We start from the raw sequence: 19,769 nt of genomic DNA, 5'->3' as shown, positions 1-19,769 counted from the left end.
TTATGGGGAGCAGTTCATCCTGGTGGGGAATTGTGGATTCTGCTCAGCGCGTAGCTCTCAATAGAGACCTCGGAGCGCTCTAGCAATGCGAGACGCGCTTTAGTAGTGCGAAGCCGCCCACTGCGTCGAGGCAGGCACGAGCATGAGCAACCACAGCGCCACCGCGGCCGAGAGAAGCACGAGCACGCCCAGCGCAATGGCACCGCCACTCATCATCTGGAACGAGCTCGCCGCGAGGATGAATTGTACGAGCACAATCGCGCCGCGCCCCCAGCGCTTACCCTTCACCATGGCCACGGCGCCGAAGATAACGAAGCCGAAGACGATGAACAAGAATATCGCCGTTCCGGTGCCGACCCAGCCGCTGGCCGCGGCATCGGAGACCATCGACTCATTTTTCGCACCCGTGACGTCACGGATGATGAGCACAATGCCAAAGATGATCACGGCGATGGCCTGCACCACGGCGATGCCGGCGCCGATGAGCACAGGTTGCGGCGCACGTTCTTTTTCCGGCGCGGCAGGGCTTGGGACGGGACGCTTCTTCTCATTCACGCGGACTATCTTAGCCACCGCAACGGCGTGCGCCGCCCACCGACCAACAGTCCTTGTCTCACTGGTCGCGCGCCTGCGCACCTGCGCCCGCACGCACCGACACACCCACGCATGTATGAACGCGTCTCCACTTTCCTCGTTTCGTGTACGCGTCCACGAGTTTGCCCAGCTGGGACGAATGTAATTCATACGCAAGCCACCGTTTACCTATCCCAAACGCACATCACATCCTCAACCTAGGACGCAACGGGGGCAACGGTTAAATGACAGATTTGACCTCAGAGCACTCATCCCACTCACCCCACCACGACAAAAACCCAAGGTCACACGATTTTAGGTCAGCCTAATTCGGCCCAAATATGCTTTTGCCAACAAATGCATAGGGGGTAAATCCAGTGACGTTTACCACAATTTACCCCCTAACCCTAGCCAAGCCTGAGTTTTCGTGCGATTATCTTCAAGTACCGCAAAACAGGGAACGGTTAACCGCCCCTTAACTGCAGATTAACCTCCGAGAGGAAGTTAGTCTTCACCGCGAATGTTGCCATGGCGGCGTCGACGCGGCCTGGGCCTCGGATTTCTCCGTGGCTTGCAGGCCCCACTGCTCGCAGACCGGCCATTCGCACCTTATCCACTACAACCCGAGGTTCGTTGGCGCGTCCGCGTCTCGTACCTTCACCACACCGCTGTCAAAATTTGTTAGGAGATTTCAATCATGGATTGGCGCCACGAAGCTGTTTGCCGCGACGAAGACCCCGAGCTGTTCTTCCCGGTCGGTAACTCCGGCCCTGCCCTTACCCAAATCGCAAAGGCCAAGCTGGTCTGCAACCGTTGCCCGGTTGCTTCCCAGTGCCTCAAGTGGGCGCTCGAGTCCGGCCAGGATGCCGGCGTCTGGGGCGGCATGTCTGAGGAGGAGCGCCGCGCTCTCAAGCGCCGCCGTAATCGCGGCCGTGGCCGCGCTCGCGTCACCGTCTAAAATCTTTTAACCCGCCGCGATTTCCCCACCGGCAGGTCCAAACACTAAAGTCAGTGGGTAAGTAATTATCCGCTCACCGAATTAAACAAGGAGGCCGCACATGTCGAAGCGTGGTCGTAAGCGTAAGGACCGCCGTAAGAAGAGTGCAAACCACGGCAAGCGTCCTAGCGCATAAGCACAGCATGTAAAACAAGGGCCCGACCTTTTGGTCGGGCCCTTGCTGTATGTCAAGCCATGTGACTGAGGCGATTTCCTCCTCACACCTAGAGATACTTTGACGCCTCACGCACGGACAGCGGCGCCATCTCGGCGCGGTGCGCGTCGACGAAAGCACCCACCCAGTCGGGATTCGTCTTCGAGTAATCGCGCAGGGCCCAGCCAATCGCCTTATTGATGAAGAACTCGCTCGAACCGAAGTTGGCTTCGATGATCTCAGCGAGCAGCTCGGTGTCCGTGTGCGTCTTTCGGCCACGCTGGTGGTCGATGGCAATGCGCCGCAGCCAGAAGTCCTCATCGCGCGCCCAGGCCCGCAGCACGTCATTGACGGAAGGATCACGCAGCGCGATGTCCCCCGCTACTTTGTCGAGCACGTCGATGGAATCCCACCAGGCCTTGGACTGTGCCAACGCGCGCAGACGCGGCACGTCAGCAGCGGACAAGCGCCCGCGGACCGCCACGAGGTAATCCAACGCGACGTACTGATACTCGCGCTCGTCCGCGTCCCAGCAGGCGTCCACGAAGTCCCAGTCCACGCCAGATTGAGCGCGCAGTTCTGTGAATACCGGCTTCGCGGCCGCGCGCAGCGCCGGGCGCGGAATGCCCAAGAAGGCGAAGCGCCCCCGCATGTAGGAGGACATGGCAGGGGCACGGGTGGCATCGGCAAGCAATGCCAACGCCGCAGAGAGTGCGGCGAACGTTACTGAGTCCACCGGACCTCCGCGCGGGAGATCTCAATGGTGATCTTCTGGCGTAATTGCTCAGGGGCTTGGGCGCCGCCGCAACACTTGCGGACCATGGCACGCACGATCTCCTCGGCCGCGAGGCGCTCAGAGCATTCCTGGCACTGCGCGATGTGCTCACGGATTTCCAGGGCGCGGGCCCGGCTCGTGTTCTCATCGAGGAGCTCACAAAAGAGAGCCTGAACCTCCGGGGAGGTACACGCGCCGCAGTTATGTCCTTGTGCGTGTTCCATTACTTATCCTCCATATCCGGGTGGTGCAATCCAATGCCTTGTTCGCGGGCTACGTCCTTCAACGCGCCGCGCAGTAATTTTCTTCCACGATGGAGGCGCGACATGACAGTTCCCAGCGGAGTGCCCATCACTTCCGCGATTTCCTTGTACGCCAACCCCACGACATCCGCGTAGTAGACCACCATGCGGTAGTCCTCCGGAAGGTCATTCATCGCATCCGAAATCGCACCATCCGGCATGCCGCGCAGGGCCTCGACCTCAGCGGATTCCAGTCCAGACGAGTCGTGTCCAGACGTGGTGTAGAGCTGCGAATCCGTGAGCTCATCCGCGGAGGACTCGTGCGGACGTCGCTTCGCCTTGCGGTAGGAGTTGATGTACGTATTCGTCATAATGCGGTACATCCACGCCTTGAGGTTGGTGCCCCGCGTGTACGAGTCAAAGGAGTTATACGCCTTGAGATAGGTCTCCTGGACCAAATCCTCCGCGTCCTGCGGGTTGCGCGTCATGCGCAGCGCGCCGCCATAGAGCTGGTCGAGCAACGGCATGGCCTGTTCCTCGAAGCTCGGGCTCTTTTCTTGTGTAGCCACGAAGTAGCAGTCCTCCTTTTTCTACTTACGCTGTTAAACCTCTACCCTACTGTTATGGCTAAAAAGAAGCCGCATGCGGCTACCCCGGCACTGAAAATCCTCGAAGACGCGGGCGTCGCGCACTCCGTTTCGACGTTTGAGGGCGGCACCGATCATTTCGGTGATACCGCGGCCGAAGCGCTGGGCATCGACCCCGACCGCATCTTCAAAACCCTCGTCATCGACCTCACCGCGGGCAAAGGCCCCAAGCGCGAGCTCGCCGTATGCGTGCTGCCGGTGAGCCACCAGCTCTCCCTCAAAAAGGCCGCAGCCGCCTTCGGCGTCTCCAAGGCCACCATGGCCCAGCCTGCCGATGCCTCCAAATCCTCTGGGTATATCCCCGGCGGCATCTCCCCGCTCGGCCAGAAGCATGTGCTGCCCACGGCCATGGACGAGACGGCGCTGCTCTTCGACACGGTCTTCTTCTCTGGCGGCAAGCGGGGACTGGACATCGAGATGAACGCCGAAGACCTGCCGAAAGTCCTCGACCTGCAGTTCGTCGACCTCGAGGCCGAATAGCGCTCTTGGAATCCGGCGGCGCGCCAGCGCCGCCGCTAGAACAATTTCTTCTCCGCGGGCCCCTCGATGAGCTCCGCGTAGTCATTGCGTACATTGCCCACCGCCGGGTCCGCCGGACGTGTGTGGAATCCGCGTAGCCCGCTGGGCTGGAGCAAGTCCTCGCTCGTATCGCCCTCGAGCCACGGGCGAATCTCCTCGGGCAGGAGGAACTTGGGCAGGCGGCCGTGGAGCCACTCCATCTCCTCCGTCGCCGCCGTCGTCACCATCGTCGCCGACAGCTTATCCAGACCGGTGGCCCAGAGTCCGGCCGCCCACAGCTGACCTTCGGGTGCGGTGACGTAATACGGCTGCTTCTTTCCGTCTTCGCCCGTGTGCCACTCGTAGTAGCCGTCGAGCGGGATGATGCAGCGGTTCTTCTTGTACGCGTCGCGGAAAGACGGCTTGGTCGCCACGGTCTCCGCCCGCGCGTTGAACAGCGGCGGGCCCTGCTCATCCTTCTTCCAGTGCGGCAGCAAGCCCCAGCGTGCAGGCTCGATGGCGGCGAGCGTCTCCTTCACGCGAATGATGGGGATGGTCTGCGTGGGCGCAATGTTGTAGCGCGCCGGCGGCAGGCTCTGCGGCGCGTGGACTTCGCTCACGCCGGGCCACTGCCCCACGGCGTCGAGAAGGGACTCGGGTTGGAATAAGACAAAGCGTCCGCACATGCCCTCTATTATGGACTGCATGCCAGATTTATGGACAGCCCCAGTCGCCCCCAGCCCGCTCGATGCCACCGTGCGCGTGCCGGGTTCGAAGTCCATCACGAACCGCGCGTTCATCCTCGCGGCGCTCGCAGACGGCCCCTCGGTCCTGCGCGCCCCGCTCGTCTCGCGCGACACGGACCTCATGTCCGCGGCGTTGCGCGCCATGGGCGTGGGCGTCGAGCAGGCCACCGGCGCCGACGGCGTCCCCGAGGTGCGCCTCACCCCAGGCCCGCTCCACGGTGCCACCATCGACTGCGGCCTGGCCGGCACGGTCATGCGCTTCCTGCCGCCGCTGGCCGCGCTTGCCAGTGCCCCCGTCACCGTCGACGGTGATCCCCAAGCGCGCCTGCGCCCCATGGGCACCATTCTCCAGGCGCTGCGCGACCTCGGCGTCGAGGTCGAGGGCGACGCGCTGCCATTTACGGTAACCTCGCACGGCATTCCGGAAGGCGGCACCGTCACTGTGGACGCCTCGGGCTCCTCGCAGTTCGTCTCCGGCCTGCTGCTCTCCGCGCCGCGCTATGCGCAAGGCATCACGGTCGTCCACGAGGGCGGCACGCTACCGTCGCTGCCCCACATCGAGATGACGTGCGCCATGCTCCGCGAGGCAGGCATCACCGTCGAGGAACACGCTGACGAACCGCGTCCATCCTGGACCGTTCACCCCGGCCCCATCGCCGCGCGCACGTGGGAGATCGAACCGGATCTTTCCAACGCCACTCCGTTCCTCGCCGCGGCGGCCGTCGCCGGCGGCACGGTGCGCATCCCCGGCTGGCCGTCCGCGACGACGCAGCCAGGCGACGCCATCCGCGGCATCCTCGCCGAGATGGGCGCCGACGTCGCGTTGTCTGACGGCGTACTCGCTGTCACGGGCCCCGCGGGCGGGCGTCTGCGCGGCATCGAGCGCGATATGGGCGACATCGGCGAGCTCACGCCCACTGTCGCGGCGCTATGCGCGCTCGCGAACACGCCGTCGCGGCTCACGGGCATCGCGCACCTGCGCGGCCACGAGACGGACCGTCTCAAGGCTCTCGCGACGGAAATCAACAACCTGGGCGGCCGCGTGACCGAGCTGTCCGATGGTCTCGCCATCGAACCGGCGCCGCTGCACGGCGGTGAATGGCATTCCTACGCGGACCACCGCATGGCGACGGCAGGCGCGATCCTCGGGCTGCGCGTGCCGGGCGTCGAGGTGGAAAACATCGCGACGACCTCAAAGACGCTGCCGGGATTCGAGCACATGTGGGAGGACATGCTCCATGGGTAGAAACGCCCGCGGACGCTCCGCCCGCGACTACGACGAGTCCGACGTCCACATCCGCCCGGGCAAGGGATCGCGCCCGCGCACGAAAGATCGCCCCAAGCACAAGGACGCGAAGTTCGGCATGGTCATCACCAAGGATCGCGGCCGGTGGGGCGTGGCCCTCGATGACGGCCCCGTGGTGGTCTCCATGCGCGCTCGCGAGCTCGGTCGCACGCCCGTCGAGGTCGGCGACCGCGTCGGCGTCGTGGGCGACACCACGGGCCGCAAGGACACCCTCGCGCGCATCGTAAAGCTCGCGGAGCGCACCTCGGTCCTGCGCCGCACGGCGGACGACACAGACCCGTATGAGCGCATCGTCGTCGCGAACGCGGACCAGATGCTCATCGTCACCGCCGTGGCCGACCCGCCGCCGCGCTCCGGCTTCGTCGAGCGCGCCCTCATCGCGGCATTCGTGGGCAACGTCTCACCCATTCTTTGCCTCACGAAGACGGACCTCACGGACCCCACCCCGTTCGCAGAGGAATTCGCGGACCTTAACGTGCCCGTCGTCTACGCCGGCGTCGAGGACGGCCTCGAGGCGGTCGAATCCGCCATCGATAACCACATCACCGCACTCATCGGACATTCTGGCGTGGGCAAGTCCACGCTCGTCAATCGCATCGTTCCCGACGCCAACCGCGAGACCGGCGAGGTCTCCGCCGTGGGCAAAGGCCGCCACACCTCCACGCAGTCTGTCGCGCTGCGTCTGCCCGGCGCGCCTGGGCCTTCTGGCTGGATCATCGATACCCCGGGCATTCGCTCCTTCGGCCTTGCCCACGTCGACGCGGATACCGTTATCAACGTCTTCGAGGATCTCGCCGCCGCGACCGAGCAGTGCCCGCGTGGTTGCACGCACGCCGGTCCCCCAGCAGACCCCGAATGCGGACTCGACGATCCGGAGCTCGTCCCGCCCGAAACCGCCACGGCCCGCCGCCGCGACGCCGTACGCAAACTGCTCGCCGCGCTGCGCACCAACGTCGAGTGGGAGATGTAGCCAGGCGGCAGCCTCCCTGCCGCGAAAGCAAGAACGGACCGAGTGACTCGTGCTAAGCTAATCGGTCCGTATGCGTTCAGCGAGAGCCGGTTCTTAGAAGGGAAGCTTCACGTTGCCCAGGTTGATTCCACCGTGCGAGACAACGTACGCAACGCCAGTGAATGCCGCCGTGCCCAAGAGCCCCAACAAGGTGTAGAGCAACTCATCCGGCATCTGGGACGAGGTGTTGGCTGCGTCCTTGGAGTTGCCGGTGTCCGGCTTGGTCTCGACGCTGTCATCTTTGGACGAATCGTACGGTTTGCCGTTCGCGCAGGCGTCGAGGGCATTCTTGTACGCCTTCTCGTGCTTCTGGATCTGCTTGATGACGGCAACGTTGCCCTTGTAGAGCGGAATGTCATCCTCAGCGACAGTCTGCGCATCCAAAGCATCCTGCTGGTCCTGCATGAGGTACACAAGGCCCTGAGCGCCGTTGAGCTTTTCGTCAAAGCTCGACTTCGTCTTCTTCGCATCCTTGATGTCGACGGAGAACGGCATGACCGATTCCTCGTTGACGTTATTCTTCTGCTCGACCGCAGCGTCCCACTCCTCCTGTTCGGAGAAGTTGAGGTTGAACTTACACGTCTTCTGGGACACGGAGGTGTCCAGTGCGGTGGCCGGGGCGACGAACAAAGTCGCGGCCACAGCGACGGAAGCGAGAGACGCAACAATGCGAGAGCGATACATGAGAGGTTTCCTTTCGGGCGGTAGTCACTTTCACCCTATCAAGGACCCCTCTCCCTCCGCGGGGACTCCCCACATCTGTTGGGGCCACGGTGCCACTGTGTGCGGGGCACACAACGAACGAGAACAGACGGCTAGAACTTGATGCCCTTGATGAGGTTCTGCAGCGCCGGAATTTTTGAGCCGAACGTGTTGTATGCCGCAAGGAGCAGGCTTACAACAGCCAGGATAACGCCGATGATCGGCGCAGCCTTCGACTTCGAGGACGCGTCGAGGATACGCAGCCACGGCGTCGTGTTCTTATCCTCAGTCATATCTCCCTCAGAGGAGCCACCGTTGTCCTTGGAATCATCCGCGCCGTCGGAGTCATCATCCTCAGAACCCTCATCCTGCGAGCCTTCGCTCTGGGAGTCCTCTCTGTTCTTCGAGTTCTCGGAGTCTTGGGATTCGTCGCCCCCAGCCTCGGTTGAGTCGCCACCGGTAGTGGCGGGAGCCGTCGCCGTGGTCTCTGATTCGGTAGTGACGTCCTCGGCCAAGGCCGGAGCAACGGCCAGCAGAGAGCAGCTCGCCGCAGCAACGAGGGCGGTGGACAAACACAAAGAGGAACGCATGATATCTAACCTTCCGGAGATAAAAATGACCCACGAGGGAATGAAATCTGGAGCCAGACTATCCCCCGCATCACACCAGATCAAGAACGCGGACCTGCAGGTGCAGGTCCGCGAGGTAAATAAATCTTCGCGTCAGCGCGACTCGATTAGAGCAGTTCCACGAGGAAAGGCAGCTCCGACGGGTCGTAGAACGCCATGAAGTTGTCCAGGGCATCGCCGACGACGAGCTCGGCATCCTCGTCGCCGAGATCGGCGGCATCGATAAGCTCCACTGCCTTCTTGGTGGCCTCTTCGGACTCCTCAATATCGACGTGGATCGCGGCGAGCTGCTCCGGGGTAAAGATGGCGGGCTCGAGCTTGACCACGGCCTCGCCCATATCGGGCTGCGGGTGCACGCACTCGACGGGAACGTCGAGGGAGATGACCACGCGGCGGTGCGGGAAGTCCGTCTCATCACCGATGGCCAGCAGGCGCAGCGAGCTCATCGCCGCTTCCTGGTACGCGGAGTAGGCGATCTCTTCCTCGTCGCCCTCCGTGTAGAACTCCTGGAGCGCCGGCGTCACGGCGAAGCCCCAGCCGCTGCGCGCGGCGAGCTTGCCATTCTCTTTGAGCTCCGTAAGCATTCCAAACGTCGCAGGAACGTAGACGCGCTCGGTCTTCGCTGCCACTAGAATTCGCCCTCAATGTCGAAGACGGCCTGGATTTCCACCGAGGTGCGGTCAAAAACCGTGTAGAGCATGCCCACCATGCCGAAGTCCACGGCGGCGCGGACGTTGAGGATGGAGTCGTCCACCATGACGCAGTCGTTGAGCGGAAGAGCGATGGCGTCCGCCGCAGCCTGGAACGCACCGCGCTCCGGCTTATCTGCGCCGACCTCGCCGGAGAGAACAACGGCATCCACGAAGCCGCGGTATTCCCACTCGCGGATGTGCTCGGCACCGGCTCCACCCGGGTCGTTGGACAAGATGGCGGTGGCAACACCGTTCGACTTAGCAGCGGCGAGCAGGGTGCGCCAGCGCTTTACTTCTTCCTCAGCGCCGTCCAGGACGCCCACGAAATCAACGATGAGTCCGCGCATAGTTGTGAGTATTCCTCCCAAGAGATGTAAACGGTGCTACACGCCGCCGCGACCAGCCCATACCGTGGCACGGACTTAGCTCGCCGCAATCGGAGCACTTGACCACACGCAGTATAACGGACAAATCCCCTGCGCGCCGCCACCCCTCACAGGAAACAGCCAGCAAATATACAGCTACTGCGTGGACGGCAGTTTCATGGCATGATGTCGGTTAACCATCACGCATGTACTCGTCTCTTCCTTTCCCACCGATTTCCTCCCCGGATATCCCTGGAGAACGACATGTACGCCCCCATCCCCGGGTTCACACACCTGCGCGTCTACGTGCCCCCCGACCCCGTGCACTATAACCGCGCGGCTCCTCCCGATGAGGACCGGACGCGTCGGCGCACCCTCGAATTGGTTCACATAGTCCTCGAGGCTGCCGCTGGCCTTCGCCCACTCACGCATCTCAACAATGACCGCTTCAGCGCCGCCGTGATGCTCCACATCCGCGCCTGGTCCCGCGGCCGCTCGCAGCGCGCCATCGGCTGCCAGCTACTCTCGCTCCACTGCCAACCCAGCGGCGAGTACTTCGGCTCGGCCTCGATGGGCGGCAATCGGCATGCGTTTACGGGTCGCTACGACGGTGAGGCCCTCACATCGTTCCGGCTCATTTAAGCTGCCGATGCCGCCGTGCGCGCCCGCAGTCTAGCTCAGCGATGTTATGTCCATGAGGTTTTGAACTTGGAGTCCAAAACCTCATGGACATAACTGTTCTAGGGCCTCAGCCCCTTTTATTATTAAGCCCCTCACCAAACCCCAGGCCACACGGCCTGGGGTGTGTGCGCTGGATCGGCGTGCGTGCTGCGCGTAAAGAAGCACCCCGCACGGATGTTCTTGGAACTCCGTGCGGGGTGTTGTGGGTGACTGGCGGCGCTCGCCAGCTATGCGCCTTAGGCCTGAACGGTACCGTCGCCCTCAGCGGCGGCCGGGGCCTGCTGCTGTGCAAACTGCTTGCGCAGCATAAACAGCTGGCGGACGGTCTCTTCCTTGACAGCGTCGTTCATGGCATTGAACATGTCGCCGCCTTCCTTCTGGTACTCAACGAGCGGATCGCGCTGGGCCATGGCACGCAGTCCAATGCCCTCCTTGAGGTAATCCATCTCGTAGAGGTGCTCGCGCCACTTCTGGTCGATGATCGGCAGGATGATCATGCGCTCGGTGTTGCGCATCTGCGACTCGCCGCCGATGGCGGTGATAGCCTCTTCGAGCTGGTCGTACTGGGCGTTTGCGTCGTCCACGAGAGCCTGGCGCAGCTGCTCAGCAGTGAGCTCGCCGGCGGAGCCGTACTCGGTGCCGTCGATGAGCGACTGGTAATCCATGGAGGGGCCGTAGAGGGACTCAAGGGCGTTCCACAGCTCTTCGAGGTTCCAGTCCTCGACGTAGCCGGTGGCGGTGGCACCAGCAACGTACGCGGAGATGGTCTCGTCGATCATCTTGCGAATATTGTCCTTGATGTCGCCCGCGTCGAGAATGCGGTAACGCTCACCGTAGACAACCTTGCGCTGCTCGTTGAGCACTTCGTCGTACTTGAGGACGTTCTTACGCATTTCGAAGTTCTGGTTCTCCACCTGCGCCTGTGCGCCCTTGATGGAGTTGGAGACCATCTTTGCCTCAATCGGAACGTCGTCTGGGACGTTAAGACGGTTCATCATGTTCTCCATGGACTGACCCACGAAGCGGACCATGAGCTCGTCGCGCATGGACAGGTAGAAACGGGTCTCGCCCGGGTCGCCCTGGCGGCCACAACGACCACGCAGCTGGTTGTCGATACGGCGGGACTCGTGACGCTCCGTGCCCAGGACGTAGAGACCGCCGACCTCACGCACCTCGTCGCCGAGGCGCTTAGAACGAGCCTTCTCTTCCTCGATCTCGGCGTCCCACGCTTCCTGGTAGCGCTCTGCATCCTCGAACGGGTCAAGGCCGCGCTCGCGTAGCTTGTCGTCGAGGATAACTTCCGGGTTACCACCCAGCACGATATCGGTACCACGGCCGGCCATGTTGGTCGCGACAGTGACGGTGCCCGGGCGGCCAGCGCGGGCAACGATCTTGCCTTCTTCTTCGTGGTGCTTTGCGTTAAGAACGGAGTGCTCGATGCCGCGACGCTTGAGCAGTTGCGACAGGTACTCGGAACGCTCGACGGAGGTAGTACCGACGAGGACCGGCTGGCCGGCCTCGACGTGCTCGACGATGTCGTCGACGACGGCTGCGAACTTCGCTTCCTGTGTCTTGTAGATGCGGTCCGAGTGGTCAATACGCTGGTTCGGACGGTTGGTCGGCACCGGCACAACGTCGAGACCGTAGGTGGAATGCAGCTCGGCAGCCTCGGTCTCAGCGGTACCGGTCATGCCAGAGATCTTGTCGTAAAGACGGAAGTAGTTCTGCAGCGTGACGGTTGCGAGAGTCTGGTTCTCGTTCTTAATCTCGACGCCTTCCTTGGCCTCGATGGCCTGGTGCATGCCCTCGTTATAGCGACGGCCAGCCAGGACACGGCCGGTGAAGGAGTCAACAATGAGGACCTCGCCGTTGCGGACGATGTAGTCCTTGTCGCGCTCGAAGAGCTCCTTAGCCTTGAGCGCGTTGTTGAGGTAGGACACGAGCTGCGAGTGCTCCGGAGCGTAGAGGTTGTCGATACCGAGCTGATCCTCGACGAACTCGACGCCTTCCTCGAGCACACCCACGGTGCGCTTCTTGTGGTCGACCTCGTAGTGAATGCCTTCACGCATACGCGGCGTAAGCTGTGCGAAGACGTTAAAGAACTGGGAGTTCGTATCCGTCGGGCCAGAAATAATGAGCGGGGTACGCGCCTCATCGATCAGGATAGAGTCCACCTCATCGACGATGCAGAAGTTGTGGCCGCGCTGAACGATGTCGTTCTTCGTGCGAACCATGTTGTCGCGCAGGTAGTCGAAGCCCAGCTCGTTGTTCGTACCGTACGTGATGTCGCAAGCGTAGGCTTCCTTGCGCTCATTCGGGCGCATCTCAGAGAGGATGACCCCCACGGACAGACCGAGCCAGCGGTGGACACGGCCCATCATTTCCGCGTCACGCTTAGCCAGGTAGTCGTTGACCGTGACGATGTGAACACCCTTACCCTCAAGTGCATTGAGGTAAGCCGGCAGCAGCGAGGTCAGGGTCTTGCCCTCACCGGTGCGCATCTCGGCGACGTTGCCGAAGTGCAGGGCGGCACCGCCCATGATCTGCACCTTGTAATGCTTCTGGTCGAGCACGCGCCAGGCAGCCTCACGCACGGTGGCGAAGGCGTCGAGGAGGATATCGTTGAGCTCCGCGCCGTCCGCCAGCTTCTGCTTGAACTCATCGGTCTTTGCCTTGAGCTCTTCATCGGTCAGTGCGGAGTACTGCTCATCAAGGTCCATGACCTGCTGTGCCATCTTGTCGAGACGCTTGACGGTGCGTCCTTCACCGGCGCGCAGCAGCTTGGAGAGTCCAAACACGTAAAAAGTCCTTCTTGTCGCGGCAAAAAAATAGTTAACTTCCATGCGATTATACGCGCATGGAGTGCCGGCCCTGCGCGAGCGGTACGGTACGCCGCGGGGCCGTGGATCGCGGCGACCGGAACGGGCCGCAGCAAACAACGAAAACTAGACTACCGCCCGCCCCGGCGTGGTGCCGGAAACGGGCGGTAGGAATTGAAGGGTGACTTACTTGTCAGCCTCAACCTCGTCGCTCAGCGAGATGATGCCGTAGTCGTACGCGTGGCGGCGGTAGACGACGGACGGACGCTGGGTCTCTTCGTCGATGAAGAGGTAGAAGTCGTGGCCAACCAGCTCCATCTCGGACAGGGCATCGTCGACGCTCATCGGAACAGCGGCGTGCACCTTGGTACGAACGATCTGGCCCGGACGCTGCTCCTCAATGGTCTCAGCGTACGGATCGACGTAGCGATCCTGCTGCGCAGCCTTAGCGGCAGCTTCCTGCTCGGCAACGAACTCAGCTGCGAGCTCGCCGGTGCCCTTCTGAGCGCGGTGGCCGGACTTGACCTTCTCGCGGCGGACCTTGACCTTACGCAGGGAGCGCTCCATCTTTGCCAAAGCGGTCTCCAGCGCAGCGTAGAACGAGTCCTCCTTAGCCTCGGCGCGAGCCAAGTGGCCCTTGCCAGTCGCGGTGATCTGCAGGCGCTCTGCCTCGGCGTCGCGACGTGGGTTCGGCTCGTGCTGCAGCTCCACATGGAAGAAGGTCAGCGTGGGATCGAGGCGCTCAATCTTGGCCAGCTTGCTCTTCACGCGTTCTGCGAAGTGCTCAGGAACCTCGACGTTACGACCAGTGATGGTGACCTGTGCATTGGACTCGACCTGTGGGTTGGTCATTGACTTCCTCCCTAGTAGATGGGGACAAACTATGAACCACGAGACCTCCACCTGCGGCAAACGTCCCGGATGAGTACCGGAATTCCTGCACCAAGTTCTGTGACTCGGCCATTTAGGTGGAACTCTTTGTGACACCCCTCATTGTAGCAGTGGTCATAACATGGCTTTCACGGATCCCCCTATCGGGTGCCACCATTCGGTGCTTTCAGGCGTCTGCCAGCGTCAGCCCTGCCCGAACGAGGGCCCCCGCGCCACGCACAGCGCTTGCCGATGCCGCCAACGTCGCACCCGTTGTCACGACATCGTCGACCAGCACGACGTGCGCCCCGCGCAGCTGCGCGCGGCTGCTCGGACGCAGCTCGATGGCATGGGCCATATTCTCCCAGCGCGCATCCGCGTCAAGACGGGACTGATCCGCGGCCGAAGAGCGAATACGCAGGCACGCCAGCACCTGCACGCGTAGCCCGGCACCCGGCGCCTCGGCGAGCGTACGCGCAGCATGCTCGCACATATGGAGCACCGGGTCGCCGCCGCGCTGGCGTGCAGAGCGCACGCGTGTGGGCGCGGGAACGAGCACGAGCTCGTGGGGAATCTCACCTCGTGCGTGAAGGTACCGAAGAGCGGCCGCCAGCACGGCACCCACGTAGGCACGCACCGTCTGATTGTTGTATTCCTTCATCGCCACGATGAGTGACCGGCGCATGCGGTCGTACGGCCCCAACGCGAAGACCGGCATACCTAGGGTACGAGGACGGTGACTGATAAGCCGCGGCGTGGCGCGCAGCTTCTCCCGACACGGTCCGCACAACACATCGCCCGCCGCACCGCAGCCCGCGCACGAGCGCGGGATGACCAACTCCCCCAGCCCCGAAAGAAAATTCCCCAGCACCAATCATCACCCCATGATCCTTCACCCCATGAATTCTTCTGCTGCCCGCAAGACTAGGCCAAAAGCCCACCATGCGCGCGCTGAACGCATGGGAGCCGCAGCCAGGGTTTCGGGGTGCCCGAGCGCGACGAAGCGCTACTTCGCGACAATGGGCGCCGAGCGCATGCCTTGGAGGCCGGGGACCTCGCGCCAGAAGGCGGAGGTGGAATCTTCCGCGGAGACCTGCAGCGTGGCGTGTGCATCCGTGGCGAAGATGGTCGTCTGCGTCGCGGCGACGGAGACGACCGGCGCCGTGATATTGCCGCTGGGCAACGTGGACACAGCGGAGCCGTCCTGCTCGACGCGCCACACCGGAGTGTCGGGGCTCGAGGTGCCCACGACGAGGGAGCCATCCGGCTGCCAGTCGAGGGACAGGGCCATGCCGCGCAACTCGCTGGCGATTTCCGTGACGTTCGCAATGCGGTGGGCGCCGCCGTCCTCGCGCACGGTCACGCCGGTGTAGATCTTGCCGCCGATGATGAGCGCGACGCGCGCACCTGAGGTAGACAGACGCAACACGGAGATTTCGCCGTCGATATCGTCGAGCGCCGATGTATCGACTTCGGTTTCGACGATGCGGCCCGTAGCGGAGGACTGCACGAAGCGCGAGACACGTTTGCCGTCGACGACGGCCCAGGCGGCCTCGCCGCTGTTTTCGAAGGACGGCCGCGAGATGGTGCCCGCTTCCACGGAACGCTGCGGCGTGCCATCGAGATCGCCCATCAGCAGCTGCGACTTACCGTCGCCGAGCTGCGTGACAGCCGCGACGGTGCCCTCCGTCGAGATTTCCGCAGATTCGAGTCGGCCGCTGTGCCCCATTAAGCCGCCCACCGGAGTGGCGATGGTGCCGGTAACGCTCAAAATATTGCCGCCGTTGAGGGCGTAAAGGTTGCTAGCCTCGGTCGCCGCTGCGCGCGGGTTGTACTCGGCAAAGTCATCCGTGGTCATCTCGTCCATGCCCGGGACGAGGGCGGCGCCATCGGCGATGACCTTGTACGGGCCCGCGACGCCCGCGTTAGACAGCGTCCACACGAGCTCCGCGGCAAAGTGCACGCGCTCTTCTTCATCGAGACCGCTCAGGCCAGTAAAGCGGTAAGCACCGTCCTCGATGCCGGCGAAGGCCGCGTCGTTGCCCGTGAGCGTGGTCACGGCGGGCGCGAGCGTAGCGGACGGGCCTTGCATGAGCAGCGTGATGAGCTGCGAGTCCAAGGCGTCGCTGCCGGAGAATACCCAACGGCGGTCCGAGATGAGCGAGCGCTGGTCGCGGTCGAAGAAGTAAAGGCTTTCGGGTTGGTACTGATTGCGCAGCTCGTTGCGTTCGATGACGACGCCGGCGGGGAGATCGGAGATACGCCATTGCCCATCCACCATCTTCATCTTCACCGTCGCCTCATAGGCGCCATTTTCCGCGCGGTAGGCGCCGCCGTCCTCAAGTGACCCGATGACGTTGCCACGCACGGCGAAGGCGCGCTCCTCGGTGTCGGCTTCGGCTGCCGCAGACGCGGAGTTCAAGTCGATGGCGTCAACGAGAAGCACCGAGCCCCGGGGATCCCAGGACTGCGTGGCATCATCCGTGAGGAAGGCGCGTGCCGCGGCATAGTCGCCACTGGGGATGGCCGAGGCACGATAGAAGTCACGAAGCAGCAGGTCCGGCTCCTGGTCCGGCTGCGGACCAACCACGGGCACGGCTTCTTGCTGAGGGGCAAAAGAACGCAGCACCTGCGGCGCGGTATTCGACGGCAGCGTCGAGCAGCCAGCAAGGGCCACGACGCTAGCCACTGCCAACACGGTGCGTGCCGGACGGTAAAGCGACGTGCGGTGGCGCGGGTTGGGGAACACTATCATTCGCTCTCCTCCTCGGATCGGGTCGCCTTCTCCGCCAGCGTTTCCGGCTTCCGCATCTGGCCGGGAGACTCGGGCTCCTCGTCGTCGAGGTCGGCGCTGGCTGAGGCGGCTGACGCCGTGGCCTGCAGCGTGGAGCCCTCGGCCGAGCCGTCGGAGGGGGCATCGGCAAGCTCGGCCTGCACAGACGGCAGCTCGAGGGCGATGGGATCATGGTCAATCTCGGCGCTTGGGGTACGCGGCAGGATAAGGCGGAAGCGGGAGCCGACGCCGAAGATGCCCGTGGCATCGAGCGAGCCACCATGGAGGACGGCGTCCTCGCGCGCGATGGCAAGGCCCAAGCCCGTGCCGCCGGAGTGGCGCACGCGCGAGGCATCGGCACGCCAGAAGCGATTGAAGACGAGCTCTTCTTGGCCGTCCTTGAGACCCACGCCGTGGTCCGTGACGGCGATGCCCACGGCGTCCTCGGTCTCCGCGATATCGACGTCAACGGGGTTGCCCTCCGAGTGGTCGATGGCGTTGGCGAGCAGGTTGCGCAGGATGCGCTCGATGCGGCGCGAGTCGCCCTCGACCGTGACCGGGTCGTCTGGGACGTGGAAGCGCACCTCGACGCCGAGTTCCTCGGCCAGATGCGAGGTCTGCTGCCAGGCGGAGTCGACGCAGCTGCGGGCGTCGAGCTGGGCCTTAGACAGATCCGCGACGCCAGCGTCGTGGCGGGAAATCTCCAGGAGGTCCGCGAGCAGCGCCTCGAAGCGGTCAAGCTCGCGGGTCATCAGCTCCGTCGCACGGCGCGTGTGCGGCTCGAGCGAGTCAGCGTCCGCCGCAATGAGGTCCGCGGCCATGCGCACCGTGGTGAGCGGCGTACGCAGCTCGTGCGAGACGTCCGAGGTGAACTGGCGTTGCAGGTTGCCGTACTCCTCAAGCTGCGTAATTTGTTTGGACAGCTTCTCGGCCATGTCGTTGAAGGACGACGCAAGGCGGCCCATCTCGTCCTCGCCCTCAACGACCATGCGCTCCCGCAGGTGGCCGGCGGCAAGGCGCTGGGCAATGCGCGAGGCCGAGCGCACCGGCGCGATGACTTGCTGGGTGGCCAGCCAGGCAATGCCGACGAGGAGGACGACAACCACGACGGCGGCGGCAGACAGAAGGCCGCGCATGAGCGCCATCGTGGATTCCTCGGACTCCATGGACAGCACGATGTAGACCTGCGTGCCGGGGATATCCGCGTGTGCCGGGGTACCCATGACGAGCGCGTTGTAGTTGCCACCGTTGGTCTGATCGATATTCGTGAATTGATACGCGATCTGGTCTTGGGCGACGAGGCTGCGCAAGTTATCTGGGATGCGGTACCCCTCGGGCGAGGTGGTCTGCGTGCCGTCCGAGTTCTGGACGACGATGACGGGCTCGAAGGCCGCGTGGGACTCGCCATCCGAGCCAAGCTGGGTGAGCGACGCGCGCGCCGAATTGATGCGCACCTGCACGGAATTGCCGGTTCCGGTGGCGCTGATCTGCTGCTCGACCGTGATGCGGGCGCGATCGATTTCCTGCTCTGCCGCGGACAGCTTCTGGTCGATGAGCCGCTGTGTGAGGACGGAAATGAGCGCGTAGGCAAGAATGAGCATGACCACCGAGGAGGCGGCCAAAATCATGCCAATGAAGCGCACCTGCAGGGAGGAGCGCCACGAGTCGAGGAACCGGTCCTTGATCCGGCTTAAGCGAGTGAGAATGATTTACTCCCCAGCTGCACCGGCACCGACCTTGCCGGTCTTATAGCCCACGCCGCGCACGGTGAGGACGATCTGCGGGTCTTCCGGATCGTGCTCGATCTTGGCGCGCAGGCGCTGGACGTGGACGTTGACAAGGCGCGTGTCCGAAGCATGGCGGTAGCCCCACACGGACTCGAGCAGTTCCTCGCGGGTGTGAACCTGGCCGGGCTTGCGGGCCATCTCAAGGAGCAGATCGAACTCGAGCGGCGTAAGCGAGATTTCCTCCCCATCGACGCGGCGGACGGTGTGCTCCGGGACGTCGATGATGAGGTCGCCGACCTCGATGAGCTCCTGGGAGGTCGACTCCGTGCGGCGCAGGCGGGCGCGGATACGGGCGACGAGCTCCTTCGGCTTGAAGGGCTTGGTGATGTAGTCATCCGCGCCGGACTCAAGGCCCAGCACGACGTCGACGGTGTCCGTCTTCGCGGTAAGCATGACGATCGGCACTGAGGAGGTGCGGCGGATGGCGCGGCAGATATCCACGCCATTCATGCCGGGGAGCATAAGGTCGAGCAAAATGAGGTCCGGCTGGTGCTCCTCAAAGGCCGGTACGGCTTGCGCGCCGTCGGTCACGGCAATGGGCTCAAGCCCCTCCGATTCCAGGACGATAGTGAGCATTTCCGAGATTGCCGGATCATCGTCGACGACCAAAATCTTAGGGGCCACAGTAAACCTCGTCTCCTTCTCAAATGTGGCGCTGCCTGCACAGCGCCTCTATCCCGCACTGCCCACCCACAGTGGCACGCGACCTCCCGCCAACCGGCGTGGTCGCACACTGAGGGCATGCAGCGTTTCCTACCCAGTATGTCGGATCGGAGCGCCCCGCGCGATGAGCGGCGCGCGTGCCTTCCCCATGCTGGGACTTTCAGGGCCGCCTAGATCGCGTCCTCGCTGCCAGCGCCGAAAAGCGCGCGCACGGCCTCGATGACGCGGTCGGCATCGCTGGTCACAAGCCACGGCCCGCCCCACTCTGCGGCGGCCAGGCGCCGGTAGGCTGCGGCCGTATGCGCCTGCAGCGCGTCGTCTTTTTCGTATTCGTCCTTAGCGCGCGTCGCGTCCTGTGCGGCGCGACCCGCGGCACGCTCGGCTGCGAGGGCCACGTCCGTGTCCAAGAAGATCTGCAGGTCCGGGTGCGGAAGCTTCAAGCGGCCGAACTCCAGATCGTAGACCCACTGCACGACTTCAGGGTTGCCCTCGGCGCCGCCCAGGCGCGCGGAGGAGTACGCAGCGTTCGACGCGACGTAGCGGTCGAGTATGACCAGCTCCCCGTCGCGCGGCGCGATGTCGTCGCGCGCGCCACAGCGGTCGAGCGCAAAAAGCGTCGCCATGGCGTACGGCGACTGTGTCATATCCCCCATGCGCCCATAGAGCGCCTCACGTGCGAGCTGCGCATGAATGGACACCTCGTAGCGCGGGAAGGCGATGACGCGCACCGGCACGTCGAGTGCCTCACGTAGGCGACCGACGAGAGTGTTCTTGCCCGCTCCGTCGATTCCCTCGATGGCGACAATCATGGCGTTCCTTTCCCTGTTGTCCTGCACAGCTT

22 protein-coding genes are annotated in these 19,769 nt (G+C 63.5%); 6 read left to right on the top strand and 16 right to left on the bottom strand.

Annotation, left to right across the window (positions count from 1 at the left end; all coding sequences use genetic code 11):
* Window positions 1–99: 99 nt before the first annotated feature.
* A complete protein-coding gene (locus tag BN9444_RS04520) occupies window positions 100–555 on the bottom strand; it encodes a YbjO family protein (protein WP_066485472.1) in 456 nt (151 codons plus the stop codon).
* A gap of 715 nt (window positions 556–1,270) precedes the next feature.
* Here BN9444_RS04520 and BN9444_RS04515 point away from each other — a divergent pair.
* Both BN9444_RS04515 and BN9444_RS15520 read left to right on the top strand, forming a co-directional pair.
* Window positions 1,271–1,531 (top strand): WhiB family transcriptional regulator, encoded by a 261-nt coding sequence (locus BN9444_RS04515; RefSeq protein WP_066485471.1) that lies wholly within the window; start codon window positions 1,271–1,273, stop codon window positions 1,529–1,531.
* Window positions 1,532–1,631: 100 nt separating this feature from the next.
* On the top strand, window positions 1,632–1,706 hold the full coding sequence (locus BN9444_RS15520) for a 50S ribosomal protein bL37 (RefSeq protein WP_096030696.1): 75 nt from the start codon (window positions 1,632–1,634) through the stop codon (window positions 1,704–1,706).
* A gap of 88 nt (window positions 1,707–1,794) precedes the next feature.
* Here the strand turns inward: BN9444_RS15520 and BN9444_RS04510 are convergent, their stop codons facing one another.
* The 3 genes from BN9444_RS04510 to BN9444_RS04500 are packed head-to-tail and all read right to left on the bottom strand — an operon-like array spanning window position 1,795 to window position 3,310.
* On the bottom strand, window positions 1,795–2,460 hold the full coding sequence (locus BN9444_RS04510; RefSeq protein ID WP_068801499.1) for a DNA alkylation repair protein: 666 nt from the start codon (window positions 2,458–2,460) through the stop codon (window positions 1,795–1,797).
* Window positions 2,448–2,723, bottom strand: a complete 276-nt coding sequence (gene rsrA, locus BN9444_RS04505; RefSeq protein WP_068801498.1) for a mycothiol system anti-sigma-R factor — start codon at window positions 2,721–2,723, stop codon at window positions 2,448–2,450. Before rsrA ends, BN9444_RS04510 begins: the two co-directional genes overlap by 13 nt.
* The gene (locus BN9444_RS04500) at window positions 2,723–3,310 is read right to left on the bottom strand and encodes a sigma-70 family RNA polymerase sigma factor (RefSeq protein WP_077210037.1); all 588 of its coding nucleotides are present in this window, start codon (window positions 3,308–3,310) and stop codon (window positions 2,723–2,725) included. Before BN9444_RS04500 ends, rsrA begins: the two co-directional genes overlap by 1 nt.
* Window positions 3,311–3,364: 54 nt before the next feature.
* Here BN9444_RS04500 and ybaK point away from each other — a divergent pair, with 54 nt between their 5' ends.
* Window positions 3,365–3,868 (top strand): Cys-tRNA(Pro) deacylase, encoded by a 504-nt coding sequence (gene ybaK / locus BN9444_RS04495; RefSeq protein WP_066485461.1) that lies wholly within the window; start codon window positions 3,365–3,367, stop codon window positions 3,866–3,868.
* A gap of 35 nt (window positions 3,869–3,903) precedes the next feature.
* On the opposite strand, the gene BN9444_RS04490 is transcribed toward ybaK, so the two are convergent.
* On the bottom strand, window positions 3,904–4,572 hold the full coding sequence (locus tag BN9444_RS04490; RefSeq protein WP_066485458.1) for an SOS response-associated peptidase: 669 nt from the start codon (window positions 4,570–4,572) through the stop codon (window positions 3,904–3,906).
* On the opposite strand from BN9444_RS04490, the gene aroA reads away from it, so the two are divergent.
* Window positions 4,571–5,878, top strand: coding sequence for a 3-phosphoshikimate 1-carboxyvinyltransferase (aroA, locus tag BN9444_RS04485; protein ID WP_066511671.1), 1,308 nt, complete (start codon window positions 4,571–4,573; stop codon window positions 5,876–5,878). The genes BN9444_RS04490 and aroA overlap by 2 nt on opposite strands.
* Window positions 5,871–6,908, top strand: coding sequence for a ribosome small subunit-dependent GTPase A (rsgA, locus tag BN9444_RS04480; protein ID WP_066485452.1), 1,038 nt, complete (start codon window positions 5,871–5,873; stop codon window positions 6,906–6,908). The genes aroA and rsgA overlap by 8 nt, the downstream gene beginning before the upstream one ends.
* Before the next feature lie 93 nt (window positions 6,909–7,001).
* On the opposite strand, the gene BN9444_RS04475 is transcribed toward rsgA, so the two are convergent.
* The 4 genes from BN9444_RS04475 to BN9444_RS04460 all read right to left on the bottom strand — a co-directional run bounded on the left by BN9444_RS04475 (window position 7,002) and on the right by BN9444_RS04460 (window position 9,317).
* A complete protein-coding gene (locus BN9444_RS04475) occupies window positions 7,002–7,631 on the bottom strand; it encodes a hypothetical protein (RefSeq protein ID WP_066485448.1) in 630 nt (209 codons plus the stop codon).
* A 131-nt stretch (window positions 7,632–7,762) separates the two neighbouring features.
* On the bottom strand, window positions 7,763–8,239 hold the full coding sequence (locus tag BN9444_RS04470) for a hypothetical protein (RefSeq protein ID WP_068801497.1): 477 nt from the start codon (window positions 8,237–8,239) through the stop codon (window positions 7,763–7,765).
* A gap of 146 nt (window positions 8,240–8,385) precedes the next feature.
* Complete coding sequence (locus BN9444_RS04465; RefSeq protein WP_413464134.1) at window positions 8,386–8,907, bottom strand: DUF6912 family protein; 522 nt, start codon at window positions 8,905–8,907, stop codon at window positions 8,386–8,388.
* Window positions 8,907–9,317, bottom strand: coding sequence for an HAD family hydrolase (locus BN9444_RS04460; RefSeq protein ID WP_066485435.1), 411 nt, complete (start codon window positions 9,315–9,317; stop codon window positions 8,907–8,909). The genes BN9444_RS04465 and BN9444_RS04460 overlap by 1 nt, the downstream gene beginning before the upstream one ends.
* Before the next feature lie 282 nt (window positions 9,318–9,599).
* Between BN9444_RS04460 and BN9444_RS04455 the strand changes: the two genes are divergently transcribed.
* The gene (locus BN9444_RS04455) at window positions 9,600–9,977 is read left to right on the top strand and encodes a hypothetical protein (RefSeq protein ID WP_066485427.1); all 378 of its coding nucleotides are present in this window, start codon (window positions 9,600–9,602) and stop codon (window positions 9,975–9,977) included.
* A gap of 275 nt (window positions 9,978–10,252) precedes the next feature.
* Here BN9444_RS04455 and secA read toward each other — a convergent pair whose 3' ends face one another.
* The 7 genes from secA to BN9444_RS04420 all read right to left on the bottom strand — a co-directional run bounded on the left by secA (window position 10,253) and on the right by BN9444_RS04420 (window position 19,737).
* The gene (secA, locus tag BN9444_RS04450; protein WP_068801496.1) at window positions 10,253–12,814 is read right to left on the bottom strand and encodes a preprotein translocase subunit SecA; all 2,562 of its coding nucleotides are present in this window, start codon (window positions 12,812–12,814) and stop codon (window positions 10,253–10,255) included.
* A gap of 207 nt (window positions 12,815–13,021) precedes the next feature.
* The gene (gene hpf / locus BN9444_RS04445; protein ID WP_066485415.1) at window positions 13,022–13,687 is read right to left on the bottom strand and encodes a ribosome hibernation-promoting factor, HPF/YfiA family; all 666 of its coding nucleotides are present in this window, start codon (window positions 13,685–13,687) and stop codon (window positions 13,022–13,024) included.
* A gap of 205 nt (window positions 13,688–13,892) precedes the next feature.
* Entirely contained in the window at window positions 13,893–14,423 is a 531-nt protein-coding gene (locus BN9444_RS04440) for a ComF family protein (RefSeq protein WP_230384196.1), read from the bottom strand.
* A gap of 288 nt (window positions 14,424–14,711) precedes the next feature.
* Window positions 14,712–16,460, bottom strand: coding sequence for an MtrAB system accessory lipoprotein LpqB (gene lpqB, locus BN9444_RS04435; protein ID WP_068801495.1), 1,749 nt, complete (start codon window positions 16,458–16,460; stop codon window positions 14,712–14,714).
* Entirely contained in the window at window positions 16,457–18,106 is a 1,650-nt protein-coding gene (gene mtrB / locus BN9444_RS04430) for an MtrAB system histidine kinase MtrB (protein ID WP_082750297.1), read from the bottom strand. Before mtrB ends, lpqB begins: the two co-directional genes overlap by 4 nt.
* Window positions 18,107–18,187: 81 nt before the next feature.
* Window positions 18,188–18,889 carry an MtrAB system response regulator MtrA gene (gene mtrA, locus BN9444_RS04425; RefSeq protein WP_066485394.1) on the bottom strand — a complete coding sequence of 234 codons (702 nt, stop codon included), beginning with the start codon at window positions 18,887–18,889 and terminating at the stop codon, window positions 18,188–18,190.
* A 209-nt stretch (window positions 18,890–19,098) separates the two neighbouring features.
* On the bottom strand, window positions 19,099–19,737 hold the full coding sequence (locus BN9444_RS04420) for a dTMP kinase (RefSeq protein WP_066485393.1): 639 nt from the start codon (window positions 19,735–19,737) through the stop codon (window positions 19,099–19,101).
* Between the last annotated feature and the right edge of the window lie 32 nt (window positions 19,738–19,769).

Origin of the sequence: Corynebacterium phoceense, from assembly GCF_900092335.1 — a bacterium.
Classification (GTDB): Bacteria; Actinomycetota; Actinomycetes; order Mycobacteriales; family Mycobacteriaceae; genus Corynebacterium; species Corynebacterium phoceense.
This window is presented reverse-complemented; position numbering and strand designations above follow the sequence as displayed.

Bases quoted from the DNA above. Each gene is read 5' to 3' on its own strand.
- ybaK (WP_066485461.1), top strand. From the start codon at position 3,365: ATGGCTAAAAAGAAGCCGCATGCGGCTACCCCGGCACTGAAAATCCTC.
- lpqB (WP_068801495.1), bottom strand. From the start codon at position 16,460: ATGATAGTGTTCCCCAACCCGCGCCACCGCACGTCGCTTTACCGTCCG.
- BN9444_RS04420 (WP_066485393.1), bottom strand. From the start codon at position 19,737: ATGATTGTCGCCATCGAGGGAATCGACGGAGCGGGCAAGAACACTCTC.
- BN9444_RS04440 (WP_230384196.1), bottom strand. From the start codon at position 14,423: ATGCCGGTCTTCGCGTTGGGGCCGTACGACCGCATGCGCCGGTCACTC.
- hpf (WP_066485415.1), bottom strand. From the start codon at position 13,687: ATGACCAACCCACAGGTCGAGTCCAATGCACAGGTCACCATCACTGGT.
- rsgA (WP_066485452.1), top strand. From the start codon at position 5,871: ATGGGTAGAAACGCCCGCGGACGCTCCGCCCGCGACTACGACGAGTCC.
- BN9444_RS04475 (WP_066485448.1), bottom strand. From the start codon at position 7,631: ATGTATCGCTCTCGCATTGTTGCGTCTCTCGCTTCCGTCGCTGTGGCC.
- BN9444_RS04460 (WP_066485435.1), bottom strand. From the start codon at position 9,317: ATGCGCGGACTCATCGTTGATTTCGTGGGCGTCCTGGACGGCGCTGAG.
- mtrB (WP_082750297.1), bottom strand. From the start codon at position 18,106: ATGATTTTGGCCGCCTCCTCGGTGGTCATGCTCATTCTTGCCTACGCG.
- BN9444_RS04515 (WP_066485471.1), top strand. From the start codon at position 1,271: ATGGATTGGCGCCACGAAGCTGTTTGCCGCGACGAAGACCCCGAGCTG.
- BN9444_RS04470 (WP_068801497.1), bottom strand. From the start codon at position 8,239: ATGCGTTCCTCTTTGTGTTTGTCCACCGCCCTCGTTGCTGCGGCGAGC.
- BN9444_RS04490 (WP_066485458.1), bottom strand. From the start codon at position 4,572: ATGTGCGGACGCTTTGTCTTATTCCAACCCGAGTCCCTTCTCGACGCC.
- rsrA (WP_068801498.1), bottom strand. From the start codon at position 2,723: ATGGAACACGCACAAGGACATAACTGCGGCGCGTGTACCTCCCCGGAG.
- aroA (WP_066511671.1), top strand. From the start codon at position 4,571: ATGCCCTCTATTATGGACTGCATGCCAGATTTATGGACAGCCCCAGTC.
- BN9444_RS04455 (WP_066485427.1), top strand. From the start codon at position 9,600: ATGTACGCCCCCATCCCCGGGTTCACACACCTGCGCGTCTACGTGCCC.